At 67.4% G+C, this 23,596-nt stretch carries 27 protein-coding genes; 22 read left to right on the top strand and 5 right to left on the bottom strand.

Annotated features, from left to right (window positions below; genetic code table 11):
• The first annotated feature begins 31 nt into the window (after window positions 1-31).
• The 12 genes from IE209_RS04155 to IE209_RS04100 all read left to right on the top strand — a co-directional run bounded on the left by IE209_RS04155 (window position 32) and on the right by IE209_RS04100 (window position 11,228).
• A complete protein-coding gene (locus IE209_RS04155) occupies window positions 32-1,219 on the top strand; it encodes a lipid-transfer protein (protein WP_016452565.1) in 1,188 nt (395 codons plus the stop codon).
• Window positions 1,220-1,230: 11 nt separating this feature from the next.
• Window positions 1,231-2,040, top strand: coding sequence for an SDR family NAD(P)-dependent oxidoreductase (locus tag IE209_RS04150; protein WP_016452564.1), 810 nt, complete (start codon window positions 1,231-1,233; stop codon window positions 2,038-2,040).
• Window positions 2,041-2,077: 37 nt separating this feature from the next.
• Window positions 2,078-3,274 (top strand): ABC transporter substrate-binding protein, encoded by a 1,197-nt coding sequence (locus IE209_RS04145; RefSeq protein WP_016452563.1) that lies wholly within the window; start codon window positions 2,078-2,080, stop codon window positions 3,272-3,274.
• Between the two features lie 48 nt (window positions 3,275-3,322).
• Entirely contained in the window at window positions 3,323-4,180 is an 858-nt protein-coding gene (locus IE209_RS04140) for a branched-chain amino acid ABC transporter permease (RefSeq protein ID WP_016452562.1), read from the top strand.
• Entirely contained in the window at window positions 4,177-5,145 is a 969-nt protein-coding gene (locus IE209_RS04135) for a branched-chain amino acid ABC transporter permease (protein ID WP_016452561.1), read from the top strand. Before IE209_RS04140 ends, IE209_RS04135 begins: the two co-directional genes overlap by 4 nt.
• A complete protein-coding gene (locus IE209_RS04130; protein WP_016452560.1) occupies window positions 5,142-5,894 on the top strand; it encodes an ABC transporter ATP-binding protein in 753 nt (250 codons plus the stop codon). The genes IE209_RS04135 and IE209_RS04130 overlap by 4 nt, the downstream gene beginning before the upstream one ends.
• Complete coding sequence (locus IE209_RS04125) at window positions 5,891-6,598, top strand: ABC transporter ATP-binding protein (RefSeq protein WP_016452559.1); 708 nt, start codon at window positions 5,891-5,893, stop codon at window positions 6,596-6,598. The genes IE209_RS04130 and IE209_RS04125 overlap by 4 nt, the downstream gene beginning before the upstream one ends.
• Window positions 6,599-6,638: 40 nt before the next feature.
• Window positions 6,639-7,232: a carboxymuconolactone decarboxylase family protein gene (locus IE209_RS04120; protein WP_016452558.1), complete on the top strand. Its 594-nt coding sequence runs from the start codon at window positions 6,639-6,641 to the stop codon at window positions 7,230-7,232.
• A gap of 11 nt (window positions 7,233-7,243) precedes the next feature.
• Window positions 7,244-8,848 (top strand): AMP-binding protein, encoded by a 1,605-nt coding sequence (locus IE209_RS04115; protein ID WP_016452557.1) that lies wholly within the window; start codon window positions 7,244-7,246, stop codon window positions 8,846-8,848.
• Between the two features lie 16 nt (window positions 8,849-8,864).
• Entirely contained in the window at window positions 8,865-9,698 is an 834-nt protein-coding gene (locus tag IE209_RS04110) for an SDR family NAD(P)-dependent oxidoreductase (RefSeq protein ID WP_016452556.1), read from the top strand.
• A 9-nt stretch (window positions 9,699-9,707) separates the two neighbouring features.
• A complete protein-coding gene (locus tag IE209_RS04105) occupies window positions 9,708-10,760 on the top strand; it encodes an MBL fold metallo-hydrolase (protein WP_016452555.1) in 1,053 nt (350 codons plus the stop codon).
• A gap of 255 nt (window positions 10,761-11,015) precedes the next feature.
• Window positions 11,016-11,228: a hypothetical protein gene (locus IE209_RS04100; RefSeq protein ID WP_016452554.1), complete on the top strand. Its 213-nt coding sequence runs from the start codon at window positions 11,016-11,018 to the stop codon at window positions 11,226-11,228.
• 237 nt (window positions 11,229-11,465) lie between these two features.
• On the opposite strand, the gene IE209_RS04095 is transcribed toward IE209_RS04100, so the two are convergent.
• Window positions 11,466-12,302, bottom strand: coding sequence for an AAA domain-containing protein (locus IE209_RS04095; RefSeq protein WP_200874531.1), 837 nt, complete (start codon window positions 12,300-12,302; stop codon window positions 11,466-11,468).
• A gap of 523 nt (window positions 12,303-12,825) precedes the next feature.
• Between IE209_RS04095 and IE209_RS04090 the strand changes: the two genes are divergently transcribed.
• Complete coding sequence (locus IE209_RS04090; RefSeq protein WP_016452552.1) at window positions 12,826-13,140, top strand: DUF736 domain-containing protein; 315 nt, start codon at window positions 12,826-12,828, stop codon at window positions 13,138-13,140.
• A gap of 364 nt (window positions 13,141-13,504) precedes the next feature.
• Here IE209_RS04090 and IE209_RS04085 read toward each other — a convergent pair whose 3' ends face one another.
• On the bottom strand, window positions 13,505-13,798 hold the full coding sequence (locus IE209_RS04085; protein ID WP_016452551.1) for a helix-turn-helix domain-containing protein: 294 nt from the start codon (window positions 13,796-13,798) through the stop codon (window positions 13,505-13,507).
• A 223-nt stretch (window positions 13,799-14,021) separates the two neighbouring features.
• Here IE209_RS04085 and IE209_RS04080 point away from each other — a divergent pair, with 223 nt between their 5' ends.
• From IE209_RS04080 to IE209_RS04040, 9 genes are all read left to right on the top strand, one after another.
• The gene (locus tag IE209_RS04080; RefSeq protein ID WP_016452550.1) at window positions 14,022-14,369 is read left to right on the top strand and encodes a DUF2958 domain-containing protein; all 348 of its coding nucleotides are present in this window, start codon (window positions 14,022-14,024) and stop codon (window positions 14,367-14,369) included.
• 342 nt (window positions 14,370-14,711) lie between these two features.
• Complete coding sequence (locus IE209_RS04075; protein WP_016452549.1) at window positions 14,712-15,473, top strand: DUF2285 domain-containing protein; 762 nt, start codon at window positions 14,712-14,714, stop codon at window positions 15,471-15,473.
• An 83-nt stretch (window positions 15,474-15,556) separates the two neighbouring features.
• Window positions 15,557-15,847 carry a helix-turn-helix transcriptional regulator gene (locus tag IE209_RS04070; protein WP_016452548.1) on the top strand — a complete coding sequence of 97 codons (291 nt, stop codon included), beginning with the start codon at window positions 15,557-15,559 and terminating at the stop codon, window positions 15,845-15,847.
• 26 nt (window positions 15,848-15,873) lie between these two features.
• Entirely contained in the window at window positions 15,874-16,722 is an 849-nt protein-coding gene (locus tag IE209_RS04065; protein WP_016452547.1) for a replication initiator protein A, read from the top strand.
• Window positions 16,723-16,975: 253 nt separating this feature from the next.
• Window positions 16,976-17,614: a ParA family partition ATPase gene (gene parA, locus IE209_RS04060; protein WP_016452546.1), complete on the top strand. Its 639-nt coding sequence runs from the start codon at window positions 16,976-16,978 to the stop codon at window positions 17,612-17,614.
• Window positions 17,611-17,874 (top strand): hypothetical protein, encoded by a 264-nt coding sequence (locus tag IE209_RS04055; RefSeq protein ID WP_016452545.1) that lies wholly within the window; start codon window positions 17,611-17,613, stop codon window positions 17,872-17,874. The genes parA and IE209_RS04055 overlap by 4 nt, the downstream gene beginning before the upstream one ends.
• Window positions 17,871-18,395, top strand: a complete 525-nt coding sequence (locus tag IE209_RS04050; protein ID WP_016452544.1) for a DUF2840 domain-containing protein — start codon at window positions 17,871-17,873, stop codon at window positions 18,393-18,395. The genes IE209_RS04055 and IE209_RS04050 overlap by 4 nt, the downstream gene beginning before the upstream one ends.
• Entirely contained in the window at window positions 18,392-18,979 is a 588-nt protein-coding gene (locus tag IE209_RS04045; RefSeq protein WP_016452543.1) for a S26 family signal peptidase, read from the top strand. Before IE209_RS04050 ends, IE209_RS04045 begins: the two co-directional genes overlap by 4 nt.
• Window positions 18,980-19,415: 436 nt before the next feature.
• A complete protein-coding gene (locus IE209_RS04040; protein WP_016452542.1) occupies window positions 19,416-21,398 on the top strand; it encodes a relaxase/mobilization nuclease domain-containing protein in 1,983 nt (660 codons plus the stop codon).
• On the opposite strand, the gene IE209_RS04035 is transcribed toward IE209_RS04040, so the two are convergent.
• Genes IE209_RS04035 through IE209_RS04025 form a run of 3 tightly spaced genes read right to left on the bottom strand, consistent with a single transcriptional unit; the run spans window position 21,391 to window position 23,585 of the window.
• Window positions 21,391-21,696, bottom strand: coding sequence for a beta-ketoacyl-[acyl-carrier-protein] synthase family protein (locus IE209_RS04035; protein WP_016452541.1), 306 nt, complete (start codon window positions 21,694-21,696; stop codon window positions 21,391-21,393). The genes IE209_RS04040 and IE209_RS04035 overlap by 8 nt on opposite strands.
• Before the next feature lie 9 nt (window positions 21,697-21,705).
• On the bottom strand, window positions 21,706-22,701 hold the full coding sequence (locus tag IE209_RS04030) for a branched-chain amino acid ABC transporter permease (protein ID WP_197488159.1): 996 nt from the start codon (window positions 22,699-22,701) through the stop codon (window positions 21,706-21,708).
• A gap of 11 nt (window positions 22,702-22,712) precedes the next feature.
• Window positions 22,713-23,585, bottom strand: a complete 873-nt coding sequence (locus IE209_RS04025) for a branched-chain amino acid ABC transporter permease (RefSeq protein WP_016452539.1) — start codon at window positions 23,583-23,585, stop codon at window positions 22,713-22,715.
• Window positions 23,586-23,596: the final 11 nt, after the last annotated feature.

Here is a 23,596-nt window from a genome sequence, read left to right as displayed (position 1 = left end):
CGTTTGGTGATTCAACCCCGGAGGTATCGCAATGCAAGAGCCCGTTCTCGTTGCCGGTGTCGGCATGACCCCTTTCAAGAAACCCGGCGACAACCTGCCGTACCCGGAAATGGCTGCGCAGGCGATCCGCGAGGCGCTGCAGGACGCGGGCCTCACCTACTCCGACGTGCAGGACGTCTATGCGGGCTACGTCTATGGCGACTCGGCCAGCGGCCAGCGCGCGGTCTACGAGGTCGGCATGACCGGGGTGCCGGTGATCAACGTCAACAACAACTGCTCCTCCGGCTCCACGGCCCTGTACATGGCGCGCAAGGCCGTGGCCAACGGCTCGGCGGACTGCGCGCTGGCGGTGGGTTTCGAACAGATGCCCGCCGGCGCCCTGAGGGCGTACTGGGACGACCGGCCCGATCCGCTCGACCACTTCAACGGGGTCATGGACGAGATCTTCGGCCACCCCGAGCTGCCCATGGCGATCCGCTACTTCGGCGCGGCGGGCCGCGAGCACATGGAGCGGTACGGCACCCCGCTGGACACCTTCGCCAGGATCCGCGCCAAGGCCAGCCGCCACGCTGCGCGCAATCCGCTGGCGCTGTTCCGCAAGGAGGTGACGGTGGAGGAGGTGCTGGCCAGCTCGCCCCTGGTGCCCGGCGCCATGACCCGCCTGATGGCCTGCCCGCCGACCTGCGGCGCCGCTGCCGCCGTCTTCGTGAGCAAGAAGTTCGCCCAGAAGATGGGCCTCTCCGCCAACGTGCAGGTGTTGGCGCAGTCGCTGGTGTCCGACCGCCCCGGCGCGTTCGCCGACAAGTCCGCGATTTCCGTTGTGGGCTTCGACATGACGCGCGAGGCCGCCCGCCAGGTCTACGAGGCGGCAGGCGTGGGACCGCAGGACATCGACGTGTGCGAGCTGCACGACTGCTTTGCGCAGAACGAGCTGCTCAGCTACGAGGGCCTGGGTTTCTGCGCCGTCGGCGAGGGCCGGGCCTTCGTCGAGTCGGACAGCAACACCTATGGCGGCGCGGTCGTCGTCAACCCCTCGGGCGGGCTGCTGTCCAAGGGCCATCCGCTGGGCGCGACCGGCTTGGCGCAGTGCTACGAGCTGACCCACCAACTGCGCGGCAGCGCCGAAGCACGCCAAGTGGAGGGTGCACGCCTGGCCTTGCAGCACAACGCGGGCCTGGGCGGCGCCACCGTGGTGACCCTGTACGGGCGCGCGGACTGAGGGACGAGATCATGGTGAAACGCCTGGAAGGCAAGGTGGCCCTGGTCACCGGTTGCGGATCATCGGGGCCCGGCTGGGGCAATGGCAAGGCCATGGCCGTGTTGTTCGCCCGCGAAGGGGCGAAGGTCTATGGCTGCGACATCCACCTGGACGCAGCGCGCGAGACCGAGTCGATCGTGCGGGAAGAGGGCGGGGCCATGAGCGTGGCCCAGTGCGACGTGACCGACCCCGGCGCGGTGGAAGCGCTGGTCCAGGATTGCGTGACCACCTATGGCGACATCGACATCCTGGTGAACAACGTCGGCACCGCCCGCCTGGGTGGGGTCGTCGAGCAGAGCCTGGAGGACTGGCGCCTGGTCTTCGACATCAACCTCACCTCCATGTTCCTGACCTGCAAGCATGCGATCCCCTCCATGCTCCGGAAAGGCCGGGGGAGCATCGTCAACATCGGCTCGGTAGCCGGCGTGCGCGACAGCGGCGTGGCCTACGTGTCCTACAGCGCCTCGAAGGCCGCGGTGCTCGGCTTCTCCCGCAGCGTCGCCCTGGAATACGCCAAGCGGGGCATCCGCTCGAACGTGCTGATGCCGGGCCTGATGAATACGCCCATGGTCCGACAGCCCGTGCTGTCGCTGGCGGACGGGTACCGGGAAGCGTCGCAGGAGGAAATGCTGGCCAAGCGGGACCGGCAGTGCCCCATGGGCCACATGGGAGACGCATGGGACGTGGCCACCACGGCCCTGTGGCTGGCGAGTGACGAATCCAAGTACGTCACGTCCGCCGAAATCATGGTCGATGGCGGTATTTCCGCCCGCATCGGCTGACCTGGAATACATGCAAATCAACGACAGGAGACACATCATGGTTAGCGTTGCGAAATGGTTTAAAAAGGGCATGGTGGTCGCCGCGGCGGCGGCCATGGGGCTGGTGTCCAACGGGCATGCCCAGTCCAAGCCCGAGAAGTTCAAGATCGGCGGCGTGCTGTCGCTCTCCGGTCCCTACGGGCTGCTGGGCGAGGACATGCGCCGGGGCGTGCAGATCGCCGTCGAGGAGCGCGGCGGCAAGGTGATGGGCGTGCCCATCGAAGTCACCTGGGAGGACGACGAAACCAAGCCCCAGCCCGCCGTGCAGAAGGCCACCAAGCTGATCTCCGAGGGCTCGCACATGATCTTCGGTGCGCTCAGCTCCGCCTCCACGCTGGCGGTCATGAACCTGGCCAAGCAGCGCAAGGTGCCCCACCTCGTCACCATCTCGGCGGACGACAAGATCACCGTGCCCGGCGGCTCCCGCTACACCTTCCGTACATCGAACAACCTGGGCATGGAAAACCGCATGGCGCTGGCGTACATGCAGGACAGGAAGCTCAAGAAGATCTACATCGTTACCGCCGACTACCAGGCCACCCGTGACGGCTACGAGTGGATCAAGCAGCAGACCGGCCCCAACGGTATCCAGATCGTGGGTGAGGACTTCCCGCCCCTGGGCAACCGCGACTATTCGTCCATCGTGGACAAGATCGCCAAGTCCGACGCCGACGGCGTGCTGCTGATGCTGACGGGCTCGGACGTGGTTACTTTGCTCAAGCAGGCCGGCCAGGTGAACCTGGGCAAGAGCAAGGTGCTTTTCGGACCCGTGGCCGCCGATGAAACCATGGCGGCGGCCGTGGGGCCGGCCTCGCTGGGCGTCAATTCCGGCCTGCGCTACGACCACACCATCGACACCGCCGCCAACCGCAAGTTCGTCGAGGCCTACCGCAAGAAGTTCGGCATCTTCCCCAGCATGACGGCCGGGGAGGCCTACGACGGCATGGCGTGGTGGCTGGACACGGTGGAAAAGACCGGCTCCTGGGACAAGGAGAAGTGGGTGGACGCCTTCGCCGCCAGCGTCCGCGAGAACTCCGTGGAAGGCAAGAAGACCATGCGTGCCTGCGACCACCAGGCCCTGCAGCCGGGCTTCTGGGGCGAGGTGGTGCAGGGCACCCCGCCAGCCCCCGCGCTGACGATGAAGATCACCAAGGTCTTTCCCGAAGAGAAGCTGTTCGAGGCCTGCAAGAACTGAAGGCCGCAGCGGGAGGCCGCCCCGGCCTTCCGCACTCGGTGAATCGCTATGTCAACTATCGTGATCGGCTTGAGCCTGGGCATGCTGCTGTTTTTGCTGGCGGCGGGCCTGACGCTCATCTTCGGCATGCTGGGTGTGATCAATTTTGCCCACGGTGCCATCTATATGTTGGGCGCCTACGTCTCGTATGAAACGGGGCGGCGCACGGGCTCGTTCCTCATGGGCGTGCTGGCCGCTACGTTCTTCACCGCGCTGGCGGGCGCGGTGATCGAGAAGCTGGCGCTGCGACCGCTCTACGAGCGCCCGCACTTCTACCAGCTGATCCTGACCTTCGGCCTGATCCTGATCCTGAGCGACGTGGTGCGCTTCGTCTGGGGCCCCGGCTACCAGGAGGTGGCGATTCCGCCGCTGTGGAACGGCACCGTGGACATGCTGGGCAGCACGATCCCGATGTACCGGCTGTTCGTGATCGGGTTCGGCGCTCTCGTCTCGGCGGGCCTGTACTTGGTGCTTGAGAAGAGCACTTTCGGCATGCTCGTGCGGGCCGCCAGCAGCGACGCGGAAATGGTGCGCATCCTGGGCCTGCCAGTGGGCGCGATCCGCATGGCGGTCTTCGCCACGGGCTGTGGCCTGTCGGGCCTGGCGGGCGCGATCGCGGCGCCGCTGTTCCCCATCGAGCTGGGTATGGCGACCAACACCATCATCGACTGCTTCATCGTCGTGATCCTGGGTGGGCTGGGGAACATCCGGGGGGCGATCGCGGCGTCCATGCTGATCGGCATGGTGCGTGCCCTGGGCTACGTGTACCTGCCCGGCTGGGTGGACATCATGACCTTCGTGCTGCTGATCGGCACCCTCTTGACGCGCCCGCAGGGCTTGTTCTACCGCGCGGCGAGGACGGCATGAAACTCTCCCTGTTCGACATCTGCTTCGGCCTGCTGCTGGCCGCGGCCGGCATCCTGCTGCCCTTCCTCAACCCGAGTGAAGCGCTGATCCAGCTGGTCACCCTGGCGGCCATCTGGGCGATCTTCGCCATCGGCTTCGACTTCGTGTTCGGCGCTTTGGGCATGGTGTCCTTCGGGCACGCCACCTTCCTCGGGGTGGGCGGCTACGCCGTGGCCCTGGCGACGCAGAAATACGGGCTGCCTTTCTCCGCCGGCGTGGGCCTGGCCATCATCGTGGGGGCTGCGTTCGCCCTGCTGTTCAGCTTCTTCGCGCTGCGGGTGTCCGGCATCTTCTTCGCGCTGGTGACCCTGGCGCTGTCCCAGCTGATCTTCATCCTGGCGGACAGCAAGCTGCGCGGCTTCACTGGCGGGTCGGACGGCATCTCGGGCGTGGAGCGCCCGGGCTTCCTGGGCATCGACTTCTACGACCCCGTCCACTACTACTGGTTCGTGCTGGGCGTGTATGCCCTGGTCATGCTGGCGGTGATCTCGCTGCGCAGTTCGCCGTTCGGCCGCGTGATCGCGGCGATCCGTGGCAACGAGACCCGCGCCGACCAACTGGGCTTCAACGTCAACCGCTACAAGCAGATCACCTTCGTGATCTCGGGCGGCCTGAGCGGCCTGGCGGGGGCGCTGCTGGCCTCGCTGCTGATGTACATGAACCCGCAGATGCTGCACTGGACCACCTCGGGGGACGTGATCATCATGACCCTGCTGGGCGGCTCCGGCTCGCTGTGGGGCGCCACCGTCGGCGTGATCGCCTTCGAGGTGCTCAAGGAATGGCTGAGCAGCTGGACCGAGTACTGGTACGGCGTGCTGGGCCTGGTGTTCATCCTTGCAACCATCTTCTTCCCGCGCGGCATCGTTGGCGAGCTGGAGCAGGGTTTCGCGGCCTACCAGAAGAACCGGCGCGGAGGTGCGCGATGAGCCAGGCAGCACTGCGGTGCGAGGGCGTGACTGTCAGCTACGGCGCCCTGAAGGCGGTCAACGACGTCAGCCATGAATTCCTGGAGGGCTGCATCTACGGCCTGATCGGACCCAACGGCGCGGGCAAGACCACGCTGCTGAACGTGCTGGCCGGGCGGCAGATGCGCCATGCGGGCAAGGTGTACTGCGGCGGCCGGGAGATCAGCCAGCGCCCCGCCTACGAACGGGCCCGCATGGGCATCGGGCGCAGCTTCCAGATCATCAAGATCTTCGGCGAAATGACGGTGGCCGAGAACCTGCTGGTCGCGGCCCAGTCCCGCCGGCCCGGGTTCCAGCCCTTCTGGATGAGCCGCCACTTCGACCGGCAGTTCCGCGAGCAGCTGGATGCCATCCTGGAGCTGACGGGGCTGGCGGCCCACCGCGACGACGTCGCGGGCACGCTGCCCTACGGCCTGCAGCGCTCGCTGGAACTGGGCGTGACCCTGCTGCCCGATCCCAGGATTTTGCTGCTGGACGAACCGCTGGCGGGCATCGGCCACCACGAGATCCAGGCCGCGCTGGCCCTGATCCGCAAGGCCGCGCAGGGGCGCACGGTGCTGCTGATCGAGCACAACATGGATGCGGTGATGTCGCTGTCCCACGAAATCGTGGTCATGAGCAACGGCTCGGTCATCGCCTGCGGCGCCCCCGAGGACATCCGCAGGAACGAAGCGGTGCGGTCGATTTACCTTGGGGAGGACGCGCAGTGATCGAACTCGAAAAAGCCAGCGTCAGGTACGGCCAGGCCCTGGCGCTGGAAGAAATCTCCGTGCGGATCGATTTCCATGAAATCGTCGCCATCGTCGGGCGCAACGGCGCAGGCAAAACCACGCTGCTCAAGGCCCTGGTCGGCCTGATGCCCCTGGTGGCCGGCCGGCGCCTGCTGGGCGAGCAGGACATTTCGGGCCTGGGCGTGGAGGCCATCGCCAAGCTCGGCGTGGCGCTGGTGCCGGACACGCGCCGCATCTTCCCCAACCTGTCGGTGCTGGAGAACCTCAAGATCGGCGCGCTGGCCCACCAGCCGGGGCACTGGACCCTCGACCGGGTGCTGGACGCCTTCCCGCGCCTGCGGGAACGGCTGGACTTCGGCGGCGACCAGCTCTCCGGCGGCGAGCAGCAGATGCTGTCGATCGGGCGCGCCCTGCTGGGCAACCCGCGCATGCTGCTGCTCGACGAACCCACCGAGGGGCTGGCGCCGGTCATCGTGGACCAACTGGTCCGCGTGTTCAGCGAAGTCCATCGCCAGGGCACCGGCATCGTGCTGGTGGAGCAGAACCTCAAGGTGCCCCTGAAGCTGGCCCACCGCCAGTACGTGCTGGACCATGGCCAGGTCGCCTGGTCCGGCACGGCCCAGGAACTGGACGCGCAGCGCGCCCACGTCGAGGGCCTCATCACGACGGGCGCAGCGGCGTGACCGCTCCGTGCCCATGCAAACCCCAATCCAAGGCATGCCCATGAACGCCCGCACCGCCGCGCGCATCGCGCCCCTGCATGAAAGCGACCCCCGCTCGCGCGACCCCGTGCTCGAAGAGCTGGTGGATTTCGTCGGCTACCGCCCGAATGCGCTGCTGACCATGGCGCGCAAACCCGGCGTGGTGCCCGCGCTGCTCAAGCTGTTGAGCGTGACGCTGCGCGGCGACGGGCAGCTCACCCAGGCGCTGCGCTTCCTGATCGCCGCGGAAGCCGCGCGCGGTGCGCGCTGTCGCTATACGACGACGCACCTCGTCCACGCCGCCCACCACCTGGGCGTGGGCTGGGACAAGCTGGCCGCGCTGCCGTCCTACCGGGACGACCCTCGGTACACCGAGCAGGAGCGCAAGGCGCTGGCCATCGCCACCGCAGGCGGCAGCCTGCCGGTGCGCGAACCGGGCCAGGCCATCGACCAGGCCCGGCAGGTCTTCTCCGAGGAGGAAATCGTCGAGATCGTGTCCTGCGTGGCCATGGTCGGCTGGTTCAATCGCTGGAACGGCCTGATGGGCTCGGAGCTGGAGCCCATGCCCTCGGAGGCGCTGGCCCACGTTCCCTGGCTCCAGGATCTCGAAGTCTGAAAGAGAAGGCCATGTACAGCCGCATCCACGAACCCCACGCATGCACGCTGACCGATGCCCTGCGCGAATGGGCCGCCAGCCGCCCCGCAGCGCCCTGGCTGGAGGACAGCCAGGGCATCGCCTTCACCGTGGGGCAGGCGTTCACCAGCAGCCAGCGGTTTGCGAGCTTCCTGCACCACCAACTGGGCGTGCAGCCCGAAGAGCGCGTTGGCGTCTTCATGTCCAACAGCTGCGCCATGGTGGCGACCACGTTCGGCATCGGCTACCTGCGGGCCACGGCGGTGATGCTCAACACCGAGCTGCGTTCCTCCTTCCTCCGCCACCAGTTGAACGATTGCCAACTGGCCACCATCGTGGTGGACTCCGCGCTGGTCGAGCACGTCGCCAGCCTGGCGGATGAGCTGCCCCACCTGCGCACCCTGGTCGTGGTGGGCGACGCGCCCGCCGCCGTGCCCGAACGCTGGCGGCAGGTGGCCTGGATGGACAGCAGCGCCTGCGCGCCGTGGGAAGGCCCCGCGCCCCGGCCCGAGGACATCTTCTGCATCATGTACACCTCCGGCACTACCGGGCCCAGTAAGGGCGTGCTGATGCCGCACTGCCACTGCGCCCTGCTCGGGCTGGGGGCGATACGCAGCCTGGAGATCACCGAGGCCGACAAGTACTACATTTGCCTGCCCCTGTTCCATGCCAACGGTCTGTTCATGCAACTGGGGGCGACGGTGCTGGCGGGCATACCGGCCTTCCTCAAGCAGCGGTTCAGCGCCAGCACTTGGCTGGCCGACATCCGCCGCAGCGGCGCCACGCTGACCAACCACCTGGGCACGACGGCCATGTTCGTCATCAACCAGCCGCCCACGGAGCAGGACCGCGACCACCGCCTGCGCGCCAGCCTGAGCGCGCCCAACCCGGCCCAGCACGAGGCCGTGTTCCGCGAGCGCTTCGGCGTGAAGGACGTGCTGTCTGGGTTCGGCATGACCGAGGTCGGCATTCCCATCTGGGGGCGCATCGGGCACGCTGCGCCGAACGCGGCCGGCTGGGCGCACGAGGACCGTTTCGAGATCTGCATCGCCGACCCCGAGACCGATGTGCCGGTGCTGGCCGGGCAAGTGGGCGAAATCCTGGTGCGGCCCAAGGTGCCCTTCGGCTTCATGGCGGGCTACCTGAACGTCCCGGCGAAAACGGTCGAGGCCTGGCGCAACCTCTGGTTCCACACGGGCGATGCAGGCACGCGGGACGAACAGGGGCTTATCACCTTCGTGGACCGCATCAAGGACTGCATCCGCCGCCGGGGCGAGAACATCTCGGCCACCGAGGTCGAGGTCGTGGTGGGCCAGTTGCCCGGCGTCCATGAAGTGGCGGCCTACGCCGTTCCGGCGCAGGGCGCGGGCGGGGAGGACGAGGTGATGCTCGCCCTGGTGCCCAGCGAGGGAGCGGCGCTGGACATGGCGGACATCGTCCGCCAGGCCAGCGCCCAACTGCCACGCTTCGCCAAGCCGCGCTACCTGCGCCAGATGGACAGCCTGCCCAAGACGGCGACCGGCAAGATCCAGCGCGCCGTCCTGCGCCAGCAAGGCAGCGCCGGCGCCTACGACGCCGAGGCGGCACCCGCCCGGTAAACAGGAGGAGCACACCATGTCGGAAAAACTGCGCGGCAAGGTGGCCGTGGTCACCGGCTCGGGCCGGGGTATTGGCCGGGCGATGGCCCTCAAGCTCGCGGGCGAAGGGGCCCGGCTCGTCCTCAACGACCTCGACGACGAACCCGCCATGGCCGTGCGCGAGGAGATCATCGCGCTGGGCGGCGAGGCGGTGGCCTGCTGCGGCAGCGTGGCCGAAGCCGGTTTCGCCGACCGGCTGATCGGCACGGCCACCGGCGCGTTTGGCGGGCTGGACATCCTCATCAACAACGCGGGCTACACCTGGGACAACGTCATCCAGAAGATGAGCGACGCGCAGTGGGACGCGATGATCGACGTGCACCTGACCGCGCCGTTCCGCATCCTGCGCGCGGCGCAGCCGGTGGTCCGCGCGCTGAGCCGGGCCGACGCCGAGGCCGGCCGCCGTGTGGTGCGCAAGGTGGTCAACGTCTCCTCGGTCTCGGGCGTCTTCGGCAATGCGGGGCAGGTCAACTACTCCGCCGCCAAGGCGGGCATCGTGGGCCTGACCATGGCGCTGGCCAAGGAGTGGGGGCGCCTGAACACCACGGTCAATTGCGTGGCCTACGGCCTCATCCGCACCCGCATGACCGAGGCCACCGCCGATTCCGACGCCGCCATCCAGGTCGAGGGACGCGAGATCAAGGTGGGCGTGAACCCGGACCTGATGGCAGCGATGGAGCGGAACATTCCGCTGGGCCGGGCCGGCACGCCCGAGGAGGCCGCCGGCGCGGCCTACCTGTTCTGCATTCCCGAGTCCGACTACGTGAGCGGCCAGACCCTGCTGTGCACGGGCGGGCTCACTGGCATATAACCTGATGCGATGACGAAGCCAGACACCCCCGCGCTGACCTACCCCTTCGAGCCCCCGGCGTCGCACCACACGGTCGAGGTCGCCCCCGGCGTGCGCTGGATCCGGCTGTCCATGCCGTTCCGGCTCGACCACATCAACGTCTGGGCCATCGACACGCACGATGGCTGGGTGCTGGTGGACACCGGCCTGAACAACCCCACCACCGTGGCCGACTGGCTGGCGCTGATGGGTGAGGGGCCGCTGGCGCGACCGCTGCAGGGCGTGTACACCACGCACATGCACCCCGACCACATCGGGCTGGCAGGCTGGTTCACGCGCCGCGCTGGCGTGCCGCTGCACATGAGCCGCCTGGAATACCTGAGCTGCCGCGTGATGCACGCCGACACGAACCGCGAGGCGCCGCCCGACGGCGTGCTGTTCCACCGCCGCGCGGGCTGGTCGGAGGCAGCCATCGAGGGCTACCGCAGCCGCTTCGGCAGCTTCGGCAAGCACATCCATGCGCTGCCCGAGAGCTTCCGGCGCCTGCAGGATGGCGACCTGCTGCAGTTGGGCGCGCACGCCTGGCGGGTCATCACCACCGGCGGCCATTCGCCGGAGCATGCCTGCCTGTACTGCCCCGGCCTGAAACTGCTGGTTGCGGGCGACCAGGTGCTGCCGCGCATCTCGTCGAACGTGTCGGTGTTCGCCACCGAGCCGCAGGCCAATCCGCTCAAGGAGTGGTTCGAGTCGCTGGACAAGCTGGCGCGGGAAGTGCCCGCCGATGTGCTGGTGCTGCCCTCGCACAATGAACCCTTCTACGGGCTGCACGAACGCCTGGGCTCGCTGCGCGCCGGTCAGGAGCGGGCGCTGGAACGGCTGCGCCAGTCGCTGACGGGCGGGCCGCAGCGCATCGTGGACGTGTTCCCCGCCTTGTTCCACCGTGCCATCGATGAGCAGGACGGGCAGCAACTGAGTCTCGCCACGGGCGAGGCCGTGGCCTGTATGAATTACTTCATCGCGGAAAGCGCCGTAGGGTGCACCGTGGATGGGAGCGGCGTCGCATGGTATGAGCTGAAGTCGTGAGGCCGCACCATCTCCGGCCTCAGCTACCTCATTCATTGAGAGGGCAGTCCACGCTGGTGTTTACGACTTTAGATAGGCAGCGGCCTGGCTGGGCATTGCGAACAGCCGCATGGATGCTGGGTGGGTGTTTACGACTTTAATTGCCCAGAATAGCCACCGTGATGCATGAACCTGCCGAGGCATTGGCCGCCTGACCCATGCCGCAGGCAAGCGCCCGGGCCAAGGCCGGAGCGCTTTGCCGCAGGGAGCCGAACCATGCCCACCATCAACATCACCAGTGGCCCGCGCATGGCGGCGGTCTACGCGCCCGGCACGGTACGCGCCCGCCGCTGGCACGGCGAGGGCGATGTGCGCGGTTACCGTCCGCCCTCGGGCTGGATGGCCCGAGCCGATCTCACCGACATTCATCCCATCACGGGCCGTGCCTTAGCGCGGGCCGTGTGGTGGATCATTGAGACAAAGGAATAACCATCGTCAGCACCGCGCCTAGGTCGTTTCGCCCTAGGCGCGGTGAGCTTCAAAAATCCGGGCGCGGCGGTGGCCGCGCCCGGTGTCGAAGGCATTGCTGCATTGCGCAATGCCTTCGGGCACTGGCCCGTCCAGGGCCAGTGTCAGGAGGTGGCCGGGCGGCACACTCGGTAGTTGCAGGGAAGTCAAGGCTTGCCGCCAGTATGACCTGTGCATGCACGGTCTCAGCCTGCACAATTATTGAGGTTGAGTCATCGCCACGGCTTCATGTTCGGGAAGACGCTGGAGCGGCAAGAGATCCATGACATCACAAAACAGAGCGCGGTTCTGCCAGTCGTTGCGGTCGCCGATCACATAGAAGCGCCGCTTCGCCCGCGTTGCCGCCACGTTCAGCAGGTTGGGCTCCGAGACCGCCCAGTCGCGTGCGCCGGGACCGTCGGTATTTCCGCCCAACACCATGATGACAACCGGCGCTTCCTTTCCCTGCATGGTGTGGATGGTTCCGGAAACCATCGTGTCGCCGAGCAAGCGTTTGAGGTTCTCCAGGACATTCTTGAAGGGCGTGATGACCGAAATGTCGGCTGCATTCACTCCGTCCTCATGAAGCAAGGCCAGCAGCGCCCGCAGGGCTTTTCCTTCAGCCGGCACCCAGTTCCCGTCGGATGTTCCACTGGCGTGAATCCACCCCGTAGGCAGTCGGGCGGGGGTTTCCTTGTCGGCTCGCGGTGCGATGGTGCCGTACACCATCGCACCGTCGTAGGCGATGCGGTTGGCCAGTCCGTGCATCGGCTTGTCGCAGCGCCGGTGCACGGCCAACGGCAACCCCACCCACGTCTTGCTGTCGGCCGGTCCCGCCATGCGGCCCCACGCAGTAGCCTGGTCCGCCAAGGTTTGCGCGGATTGTCGGTTGGGGAGCCAATGTGCATCGACACGGTAGCGCGTGCGCATGTGTTCCAGCACTGCGTCGGACATCCCCGCCGCGCGAGCTTGGCGCCCCTCAAATACCGCCGAACCGGCGATGCCGGATCGACCCGGCCAACGCCCCGCCACGATGGACGAGGCGCTGGCGAACACGCTGGCGCTTACTGCGGCAGGTTGTACGAATGCGTGCCGTCCTCAACGCTGGCGGTTCTCGCCCATCACGTCACGAAGGACGGTTCACGGACATCCCGCCCGGCATCGCCATGGAGCTTCCACGCCACGCCTCAAGACCGGCGCCGCAAGGTGCGGCCGGGGCGTTCTCGCTTGTCGTCGGGTGGTTGACCCGGCCCGCGTCAGTGGGCGAGCCGGTGCAGCCTTCGTGCGGGGATGCCGAGTCGGCCCTGTCTCTTTTCGGTGCGGTTCGGCCCAAGGCGTCCTTGTGTTGTTGTGAATCCTGGCGGGGGCGCGGCTGCGCCTCGGGCTTCATGGCTGCAACCGTCCAGCGAAAACAATTTCCCCGCCGCTGCGCGGCTTCCTCGCGCAGCAAATTCTTTTCGCCTCCCGGCTCTCCACTGCGTTTCGACCGCAAGCGGTGCAGCCCGCCCGTCCCCCGCCGGCCGGATCACAACAAGGACGCGATGGGCGCGAACCTTGTTCCACCAAAAGGAGTTTCATCATGGCCAACATCGGCAGCTTCACCGCAGACAAAGACGGCTACACCGGCACGCTTCGCACCCTGACGCTCAACGTCAAGGTCAAGCTGGTGCCCAACGACAAGGGGGACAACGAGAAGGCCCCGGACTTTCGCCTGCAGGCCGCCAGCCACGATATCGGCGCGGCGTGGAAGAAGACCAGCGAGGCCGGGCGGGAGTACATCTCCGTGACCCTTGACGATCCTTCGTTCCCGGCCACGGTCTATGCCCGCCTGATCGAAGGCGAGGACGGCACGCACGACCTGATCTGGTCGCGCAGCAAGCCCCAGGCGGCGTGACCGCCACAGCGCCCCGCCCACGTGGCGGGGCGCTGTGCTGCCTTCGCGGCACTTCAAGGAGGCAACACCATCGCCAAGGCTGCGCCGTGTCGAGCGGCTTTCGCATGTGTTGAGTTGCCCGCCGCAAGCGGTGGCCGGGCGTGTCGGTGCGTTGCACCGCCGGGCTTTACGGGCTGCGCCCCGTGCCGACTTCGCCGTCACGGCCATCCGGCTGCAATCCCTCACGCCTTCGCGCCTGCGGCGCTGCGCGCTTCGCTTGCCTCCTGGGGAAAGCCCTGTGGCCTATCCCCGCCGCGCGATGCTTGGCGCCCCTGCAGTCCCCGAACCGGCTGAGCCGGATCGGCCACGCCAGCAACGTCGCACGCTATGGCGTGTCACTCTTCTTCGCCACAGTCTCCAACTCCTGGCGCACCTGCACCAGAAGCTGATCAACCTGCTGCAGGTCGTCGCCGGCATAGGCCAGCGTCAGCAGCGTGAGCGGGTGCACCTCCATGACCTCGCACAGCTCGGCCAGCTTGTTCAGGGTGGGGCTTTTGAGGTCGCGCTCCAGCGTGCTCATGTAGGTGCGGCTGGACACGTCGGAGAACGCCTCCTGGCTCAATCCACGCGCTTTCCTGATGGTCTTTAGTGCCTCCGACAATGTATGTTTCGCTGCCAACCCTGGATCTCCCCAAAATCCAAGATGACAGCCGATTGCGCCCTATAGGGCTACAATCTATAGTGTTCAACTATGCCTGCCTGCCGCTTTTGTGCTTTTACGGAAATCCGTATCTGCGGCTTCTCACAGAAGCGCAAAGCCGCATCCGTGCCTTTCCACAAACCCGCCAATGCGGTTTTGCGCTTTCACGCTTCGGCGGTTTTGTGCGAATGAGGGGACGCCCATGAACCAGCTCATCACCGAGGACGAGCGCAGGCTGTTGCTGGAACACGGCCAAGCCCGCGCCGCTGGCCGGGTCATCGACCCGCTGCCCGTGGTGCGGCTGTTCACGCCGGATGCACACGCCACCTGGCTGTTGGTGTCGCTCGACCCCGCCGACGGCGATACGGCCCATGGCCTGATCGACTTGGGGATCGGCATGCCCGAGCTAGGCGAGATCAAGCTGTCCGACCTCGCATCCATCGTCGGGCCGAGCAAACAGCCCGTGATGCGGGACCGGTATTTCCGGGCGGTGCGCCCGTTGTCGGAGTACCTGCGGCTGGCCCAGGAGAACGGCTCCATCCTCGATTGAGCCGTTCGCGCCCAGGCCAAGCCGGGCGCATTGAGACTATTTCGGTCTTGCTCCAGACCCGTCCGGTCTTAGTCCGCACTATCGCACCAAATCGGTGCCATCGTGGCGCAATCGGTCATGATGCCGGCCGTGGCATCGGGCACGGTGGATATCGCAGGAGGCGCGTATGTCCTCGCGCGCCACCGTCGCATTCAGACGATCCATGCAACCCATCCGATGCATTTCGTCTTGACACGCAAGTTACCAATCTACCAGCTTATTCACGATTGGATGCAAGTTTGATGCGGTGACGTTTGCGTGTGAAACCGGTGACGGCCGTCCTGCTCTACGGGAGCTTGCGTCATGGCCGAGCCGCACCACTTCGCGCACTGGTATCCGACCGCCGCCTACCTCTACGTCCTGTGCCTGGACACGCTCGCACTGGCCTGGGAGTACCTGCGTCGCCATCCCGACTACCGGCTCGACTGGCTGCGCCGTCATCGCCAAGCACAAGCAATGCATGAGGCTGCGCATCGCTGGGGCCTGCGTCTGCTGGAAGACCCGGCCTTGGACGCGCGTGACGCGCATCCGGCCTGGCTCCCCGGCCATGAGGCCGTGGTGCAGCTTCACCCCGATGCCGATCCGCCACCGGATGCCGAGCCGTTCGCGTTTTGGCGCATTCCCGGCCACAAGCAACTGCTCCACGACGGCAAGGGCCTGGCGCTGATCGCGCGCAGCCCCGGCCTTTGCCAGCGCTATGCGCTGGCGCCTGGCCTTGAGGACGGCATGGCCGTGGCCCATGCCTACCGTGGCCGTGGGGCCACCCACGTGCCTGACACGCCAGCGCCGATGGCTCGCCCCCGACCGCCCCCTGCGGCGCTGCTGGAGCTGCACACCCTGCAGGCGCTCGACGCCACCCTGGCGGGCGCGTCCTTGCGCGACGTGGCCGAGGGCTTGTTCGGTGCGGACGCCGCGGCCGGCTGGTACAGCGACGGCGGCCTGCGCTCCAAGGTGCGCCGCCTGGTGCGGCGCGGCGATGCGCTGATGCGCGGCGGCTATCGCCGCCTAGCACAGCTTGCGCCGCTTGAGAAGGGTCGTTTTGAAGAGGACGCAAAACGACCCTGAGCAGGAGCGCTTCGTTTTCTGAGACTGCCTCCATCCGGTTGCGCTGTGTGGCCGGAGCCCTGCAACCGATGGAGGTTCTCACCATGCGTCCTGCTCCCTTGCGGCCTGCCGCCGCACCCGCAGCTACCCCGGCCGCTGCTGCACAGCCGCAGCGTTATCTCACCAACGACGAGGCTGCCGACTACCTGCGGCTGTCGCCGCGCACGCTGGAAAAGCAGCGCGTGCTGGGTGGCGGCCCCAAGTTCCGCAAGTTCGGCCGCCGCGTCATGTACGCCGTGGCCGACCTCGATGCCTGGGCCGCCGAGCGCAGCTTCGAGAGCACGTCCGATCCCGAATACGCCGAGCAGCACTCGGCGGACAGCCGTGCGCGCTGATCACTGGCGCGCGGGTGGCCTTCGCCATGTTCAGCCCATCCGGGGCAGTCAGGCAGGAGCGCGAACAGCTCGATCTGTTTCGCGCCTTGCCGGGCGACATGGCGCCGCGCGACAGCCAGGACTTGATGGCCTTTCCGTTCTTCTCGCTGGCGAAGTCGCGGCGCACGACGCCGATCGACTTTCAGGCCGGCGGCATCACGATCCGCGTGGAAGGCACGCAGGAACACGGCATCGCCACGATCTGGGATGCCGACGTGCTGATCTGGGCGGCCTCGCAGATCGTGGAGGCGCGCGACGCGGGCTTGCGCCCGTCGCGGCTGATGCAGGCCACGCCCTACGAGATCCTGCGCTTCATCGGGCGCGGTACATCGCTGCGCGACTACCAGCGCCTCAAGGCCGCGCTGGATCGCCTGCAATCCACGACGGTGGCCACGTCCATCCGGGAGACCACGGGAAGGCGGCTGCACCGCTTCTCGTGGATCAACGAGTGGAAGGAGCTGGCCGATGCCAGGGGAACGCCCTTGGGACTGGAGCTGATCCTGCCGGACTGGTTCTATGCGGGCGTGCTCGATGCCGCCCTGGTGCTGACCATCGACCCGGCGTACTTCCGGCTGACGGGCGGGATCGAGCGCTGGCTGTACCGCCTGGTGCGCAAGCACGGTGGGCGGCAGCCGGGCGGGTGGCAGTTCGACTTCCAGCACCTGTACCGCAAGTCGGGCAGCACGGCCAAGCCCTACGACTTTGCCTGCGACCTGCGTGCGCTGGTCGCGCGGCAGTCACTGCCGGGCTACGTCCTGGGCATCGAACGGCTGGATGGCGCCGAGCTGCTGACCTTCCGGCCAGGGCGTCCCGTGCCGTCCACGGCACGGGGATAAACGGTGCGCGTCCTGTGGACGGGCTCGTGCTATCAGGCGTGCCAGGTATCGTGCTATCGGGCGTGGGACTATCGTGCTATCAGGCGTGTCCATCGGCCGCAAAGCCAATGCTGGCGCGGGTTTCGGTCTCCCTTAACTTCCCTAACTTAAATACTCTAACTGGTAGTAGCAGCGCCGCGTCTCGGTGGACAACCGCCACAGGACGCGAAGCGCAGCGGCAACAGCCGGGCTTTCCAACGCGGAGGGCCAGGCCATGATCGTCGCGCTGCTCAACCAGAAAGGCGGCGTGGGCAAGACCACGCTCGCAACGCACATCGCCGGCGAGCTGGCGATGCGCGGCCAGCACGTCGTCCTGCTGGATGCCGATCCGCAGGGCTCCGCGCTGGACTGGACGCAGCGCCGCAGCCAGCAAGGCTTGCCAAGGCTGTTCAGCGCTGTGGGCCTTGCTCGCGAAACCCTGCACCAGGAAGCGCCAGAACTCGCCAGGCGGGCCGATCACGTCGTCATCGACGGGCCACCACGCATCGCGGCGCTGGCGCGCTCCGCGCTGCTGGCGGCCGAGCGGGTGCTGATTCCCGTGCAGCCCAGTCCCTACGACCTGTGGGCCAGTGCCGAGATGGTGGCGCTGATCCGCGAGGCGCAGGTGTTTCGGCCTGCGCTGCGCGCGGCGTTTGTCATCAACCGGCGCGTCAGCACCACGGTGATCGGACGCGAAGCACGCGGAGCGCTGGCCGAGCAGCCGCTGCCCGCGCTGCGCGCGGAAGTGCATCAACGCATCGTGTTCGCCGACAGCGTGGCCGCTGGCCGACTGGCGCGCGAGACGGCGCCCGACAGCGCCGCCGCCAGCGAAATCACCGCGCTGGTGGACGAACTGCTGCGGTGGCCGTCATGAGCAGTCCCGCCAGCAAACGCACGGGCAAGCGCGTGGGCATCGGCGCGCGCCCGCCCGCGAATCCGCACGCCGAGGCGTGGATTCGCCAGGGCAGCGCCGATGACCTCCAGAAAGGCGACCTCTACACGGCCCGCCTGACCCTCGACATCACGCCCGCCATGCGGGCGCGCATCAAGGTATCGGCCTTCACGCAAGGCGTGACGGTGGCTGATCTGTTGCGCGCGCTGCTGAAGCGGGAATTCCCGGAGAAGTCTCCATGATCACACCCGTTTCGACAGCATTGCCGACGTCATCTGCCCCGCCAGTCGGCCGAGCCGATGGCGTGCCGCTGACGCGCGTTGCGCTCGCCTACATCGACCAACGCTTCGACCTCTATCTGCGCTTCGGCGATCCCTCGCGCATCATCCGATTCGACCGCTGGCGTCGCTGCGCGGTGTTCACGCCGAACGCGGTTCTCTGCCGCATCCGCTGGCAGGCCAACGACTACGGCACGATCCGCTGGCAGCTCATGGTGATGCAGGCGTGCATGCCGATGGATGGCGCGCAGCGCATCCCCGGCGTGCAGCCGGGCGCGCGCCTGTTGCTGCACGCCGAGGGTGAGCAATCGGTGCGTGCCGTGCTGGAACGCATCGACGGCATCGAAGCGCTGGGCATCACGCCTGCTACCGCCTCGCCCGCGTACTGGCGCACGCTGGGCAACCGGCTCGCGGCGCGCTTGCCGCTGCCCGAATACAGCGCCGAGCGGCACGCCGCCTGGCTGGCCGTGAGGGCGCTGTCATGAGCACGATTTCTGTTCCCACTGCTGTCACGCATCCACGCTCGCGCCTGCGCGCTCGCCTCATGCTGGCGGGCCTGTCCACCTGCGGCCTCGCTGCGCTTGCCTGGGCGTCCTTCGTGCATCCGCTGCCGCGCCTGACCTACAACCCATCCGACAGCGTGGCGGTCGGATGGTATCGCGTCGATCCGCTCGACCATCGCACCAGCTCGCCGCCACGTCCGTTGTCCGTGGGTAGCATCGTGTTGGTGCCGCTGCCCGCCGAGGCCGCCGCGCTGGCTGCGCAGCGCGGCTACCTACCGACGCGCATCCCGTTGCTCAAGCGCGTGGGCGCGATGGCGCCGCAAGAGGTGTGTATCGCTGACGGCAAAGTCCGCATCGACGGCGTGCCTTCAGCCGCCGTGTTGCCTGCCGATCGCTGGGGCCGGCCGCTGCCATCCTGGCAGCAGTGCCGTCGCCTTCAGCCTGGCGAGCTGTTCCTGCTCAGCGCGACCAATCCGGCGTCTTTCGACAGCCGGTATTTCGGGCCGGTCAGCGCAGCCGCCGTGGTTGGCGTTGCGCGCCCGGTTTGGCTGGAGTCGCGCCCATGATGGCCGCTGATTCGCTGTGCATCATCGTGCTATCGGGCGTGTCGTTCCGGCGGCGTTCCGTGTGTCGTCGCACATGCAGTGCGAGCGCATCCGCGCCGCACTTCACGCTGCCTCCGGCGCAGCCGTCCCACGTGCAGGCGTCTTGTCTCGAACACGGATGGCCTGCGGCCATCGCCGTGTTCGCCGGTGCGCTGGCTGCCGGTGCAGCCTTGCCGCCGGGCCGCAGTTGCCTGGAGCGGATGCGGGAGGCAAATGCGGAAGGCAAGACAAAAGGGGGCGGCACCTGTCGGCCCGCAAAGCCAGTCTGCACGTGGGGGTGGCGCGGCACGCAGCGGCTTCGCCGCCGTGCTGCTTGTGGCGCGTGGCCCGCGTCGATATGGGCTTGTTCGCGTGCTTCGCACGACGGACTACGCCCCAGCTTTCAGGGAGAGAAGTCATGATCAACCGCCGCGACGACGATTTCCACATCCGCCCCAGCGCGCCAAAAAACCGCGGCCAGGGCTTCGTTTCCAAGGTGCTCCAGCAGGCCGGCAAGGCCAGTGGCGGCAAGTCCTCGGTGCGCCGTCCGGCATCGGCCGTCGGCGGCAAGGCCACCGGCCAGCGGCCCGGCTCACGCCTGGGGCGCGGCCATACGGCGGCGCGGTTTGCGGGCGCGAAGCTGACACCCATGTCGCGGCGCGTGACCATCAAGACCCTACTGGTGAACCAGCAGCGGGCCAGCCCGCAATCGCTCGCCAAGCACCTACGCTACATCGAGCGCGACGGCGTGGGCCGCGACGGCGAGCCAGGCCAAGCCTACGGGCCGCAGACCGATACCGCCGACCTCGACGCCTTCAAGGAACGCTGCGCCGACGACCGGCATCACTTCCGCTTCATCGTCTCGCCCGAGGACGGCGCGGAGCTGGAAGACCTGCGCACCTATACACGGCATCTGATGAACCGCATGGAAGCTGACCTGGGCACACGGCTGGAATGGGTGGCCGTTGATCACTGGAACACCGACAACCCCCACGCCCACCTGATCGTGCGCGGGCGCGACGATACCAGCAAAGACCTCATCATCGCGGGTGACTACATCGCCGATGGCTTTCGGCATCGCGCATCCGAGCTGGCGACCGAATGGCTGGGGCCGCGCACCGAACTGGAGATCCAGCAGACCTTGCAACGCGAGGTGGAGCAGGAGCGGTGGACGAGCCTGGATCGCACGCTGAAACGCGAGGCCGGCGAAGACGGCCGGGTGCAGATCGAACGCTTCAACGAACCGAAGCTGCAACGCCAACGCCTGCTGCTGATCGGCCGCCTGCAACGCTTGCAGCGCCTGGGGCTGGCCGACGAGACGCAGCCGGGCACCTGGGCCGTCCATGCCGATGCCGAGAAGACCCTGCGCGCCCTGGGCGAGCGTGGCGACATCATCCGCACCATGCAGCGTGCCATGCGCGGCGAGCCGCGCGAACTGGCGGTGTTCGAGCCGGGCGACGATGGCCGAACCATTCTCGGCCGCGTAGCCGCGAAGGGGCTGGCCGACGAGCTGCGCGACCGTGGCTATCTGGTCATCGACGGGGTGGACGGCAAGGCCCACTACGTCGCGCTCAACACCCGCGACGAGCTGGCGAACTATCCCACCGGCGCCGTGGTGGAGGTGAAGGGATCGGCCGACGTGCGCGCGGCCGACAAGAACATCGCCGTGCTGGCGAGCGATGGTCTGTACCGCACCGACCACCACCTTGCTATCGCGCAGGGCCAGGCCGTGCCGGGCCGCGATCCGCAGGAAGTCGTCGCGGCCCACGTCCGGCGCTTGGAAGCCCTGCGCCGGGCAGGCATCGTGGAGCGCGTGGCCGAAGGGCTATGGAAGGTGCCGGGCGACCTGCCCGATCAGGGCCGTCGCTACGACGCGCAGCGCCTGGGCGGCGTGGCCGTGGAGCTGAAATCGCACCTGCCCATCGAGCGGCAGGCCCGCGTGATCGGGGCCACCTGGCTTGACCAGCAGTTGATCGGCGGCGGCTCTGGCCTGGGCGACCTGGGCTTTGGCGGTGAGGCCAAGCAGGCAATGCAACAGCGCACCGACTTCCTGGCCGAACAGGGGCTGGCCGAGCGGCGCGGCCAACGCGTCATCCTGGCGCGCAATCTGCTGGCAACGCTGCGCAGCCGGGATGTAGCGCATGCCGCGAAGGACTTGGCCGCCGAAACTGGCCTGGAGCATCGGCCCGTGGCCGATGGCCAGCGCGTGGCGGGCATCTACCGCCGCAGCGTCATGCTGGCCAGCGGGCGCTACGCCATGCTCGATGACGGCATGGGGTTCAGCCTGGTGCCATGGAGGCCTGTCATCGAACAACGACTCGGTATGCCGATTTCTGCGCAGGTACATGACGGCCGCGTATCCTGGCAAATCCGACGGCAACAGGGCTTATCTGTTATCTGAAGCCAGCAGCATATCGAGCACCCACTGCAAGGATGCGTCTACAAGCGTTCTCGATGTTGACGACCGGAATGCGCCTGATGCCCATGCCGCGCAACGCCACCTTTCCGGGGATCAGCACCTGGTCGGCCATGACACCAGCAGCGGCGTTGCGCATGTGGGGCGCCTGCAGTTGGGACGGGGTGATGCCTGCATCGGCAATGGCTTCGCCAATCGCCTCGGCGGTGAGCGATTTGAGACCGCAGTCAATGTGCTTGCCGGAACGGGTCATGCCCGTGCCAGCGACGAAGACGGGCTGCATGGAAAGCATCTAAGACTGGGCGGATGAGGAATTTGCACGCCTGCGCCGGAGGCTGGTGATCCAGCCGCTCAAGCCATTGGGGGCCAGGAAGACCACCGCGAGCAGTGCGAAGCCGAAGATCATCCACGGCGCGGATTGCGACACGCTCTCGGCCAAGTTGGGCGTGAGCACGATGAAGGCAGCCCCCAGGAAGGCGCCCCACAGGCTGCGCACCCCGCCCACGAAGCTGCCCACCAGCAGGGACACCGAGAGCAGGAAGGGAAAGTTCTCGGGCGCGACGAACTGGCCCGCCACCACGCTCAGGGCACCGGCCAGGCCGGTGAACGCCGCGCTGAGGCCGAACATCTGCGTGCGCAGGGCGGTGATGTCGAGCCCGCCCGCCGCCGCCGCGAGCGGCTGGTCGCGCGAGGCGTCCACCAGGCGGCCGAACTGCGAGCCGAGAATCCGCCGCGCCAGCAGGAAGGCGCAGAGCGCGCAGGCCGCAACGCAGGCCATGATGGCCCAGTCCGCCCGGTCGGCCAGCACTCCTGGGAACACAGGTTTTTCCAGGACGATCCCCGCCACGCCGCCGGTCAGCCACTCGATCTTTTTCCACTTGAGCGCCTGCGGTGTCACCACCGCCACCGCGAAGGTGGACAGCGCCAGATAAAGCATGGGCAGCCGCAGCGCCGGGAAGCCGAAGAGGAAACCCGCCACGAAGCACAACAGCGCCGCCACCGGCACGCCCACGTAGAATGGCCAGCCCAGGTGATGCGAGAGCACCGCCGCAGTATAGGCACCGATGGCGAAGAAGGCGCTGTGGCCGAGCGAGATCTGGCCCGTGTAGCCGGTGAGCAGGTTCAGGCCCATGATGGCGATGCCATAGATCAGCACCTGCGTCATCACGTACAACGGATAACTTTGCCAACTAAAGGACCAGGCCAGCAGCGCGAGCCCGACCACCGAGGCCGTCCAGCGCAACCAGGTGGGCGATGCCGCCGGGCGGATGTTGAGTGGGGCGTTCATGGTACTCATGCTCACACCCTCACCTGGGCCGTCTTGCCGAAGATACCGGCGGGCCGCAAGACCAGCATCGCGATGATCAACAGCATGATGCAGGTCAGTTTCAGGTCGTTGCCGACCACGTAGGCGCCCAGCAGGTTCTCCAGTACCCCGACGGCGAAGCCCCCGGCCACGGCGCCCACAGGGCTGGCGATGCCGCCCAGCAGCGCGCCCGCCAGTGCGTAGATCAGCGGCCCCATCATCATCGACGGCTCCAGGAACACGATGGGCGCGGCCATCAGCCCCGCCACGGCACCGGCCACCGCTGCAAGACCCCAGCCCACGGCCAGCACCTTGTTGGTGCTGATGCCCGACAGTTCCGCCGACGGCGCGTTCACCGCCACCGCACGCATCGCCAGGCCGAACCGGGTGAAGCGGAAGAACGCGAATACCGCCGCCAGTTCGGCCAGGGTGACGAGCAGAACGCCGACCTCGTGGGCCGACAGATAGGGTTCGGCACGGCTGAGGACGCCACCGAACGGCGTGGCGAACTCCAGCATCTCATGCCCGAACAGCCAGCCGACCAGGCTGTTCAAGATGATGAGCAGCGCGATGCTGGCCGCCACGACCGAGAGCACCGGCTTGTGCCGCAGGGGCTGGAAGATGACCCGTTCCAGCGCCAGCCCGAGCAGGAAGGAACCCACGACCACGACGGCGAAGGCCACCCACCATGATGCGCCCGCCTGAACCAACGCCCAGCTCATATAGGTGGAGAACATCGCCAGTTCGCCCTGCGCGAAGTTGACGGACGAAGTGCAGCGATAGATGAGCACAAGCGCGATGGCGAGGCTGGCATAGATGCCGCCCGCCGCCAGGCCCGAAGCTATCTGGTGAAGGAATGCTTGCATGGTGATGAACC

The sequence above is a fragment of the Pseudorhodoferax aquiterrae genome, assembly GCF_014652235.1.
Taxonomy (GTDB): Bacteria; Pseudomonadota; Gammaproteobacteria; order Burkholderiales; family Burkholderiaceae_C; genus Pseudorhodoferax; species Pseudorhodoferax aquiterrae.
This window is presented reverse-complemented; position numbering and strand designations above follow the sequence as displayed.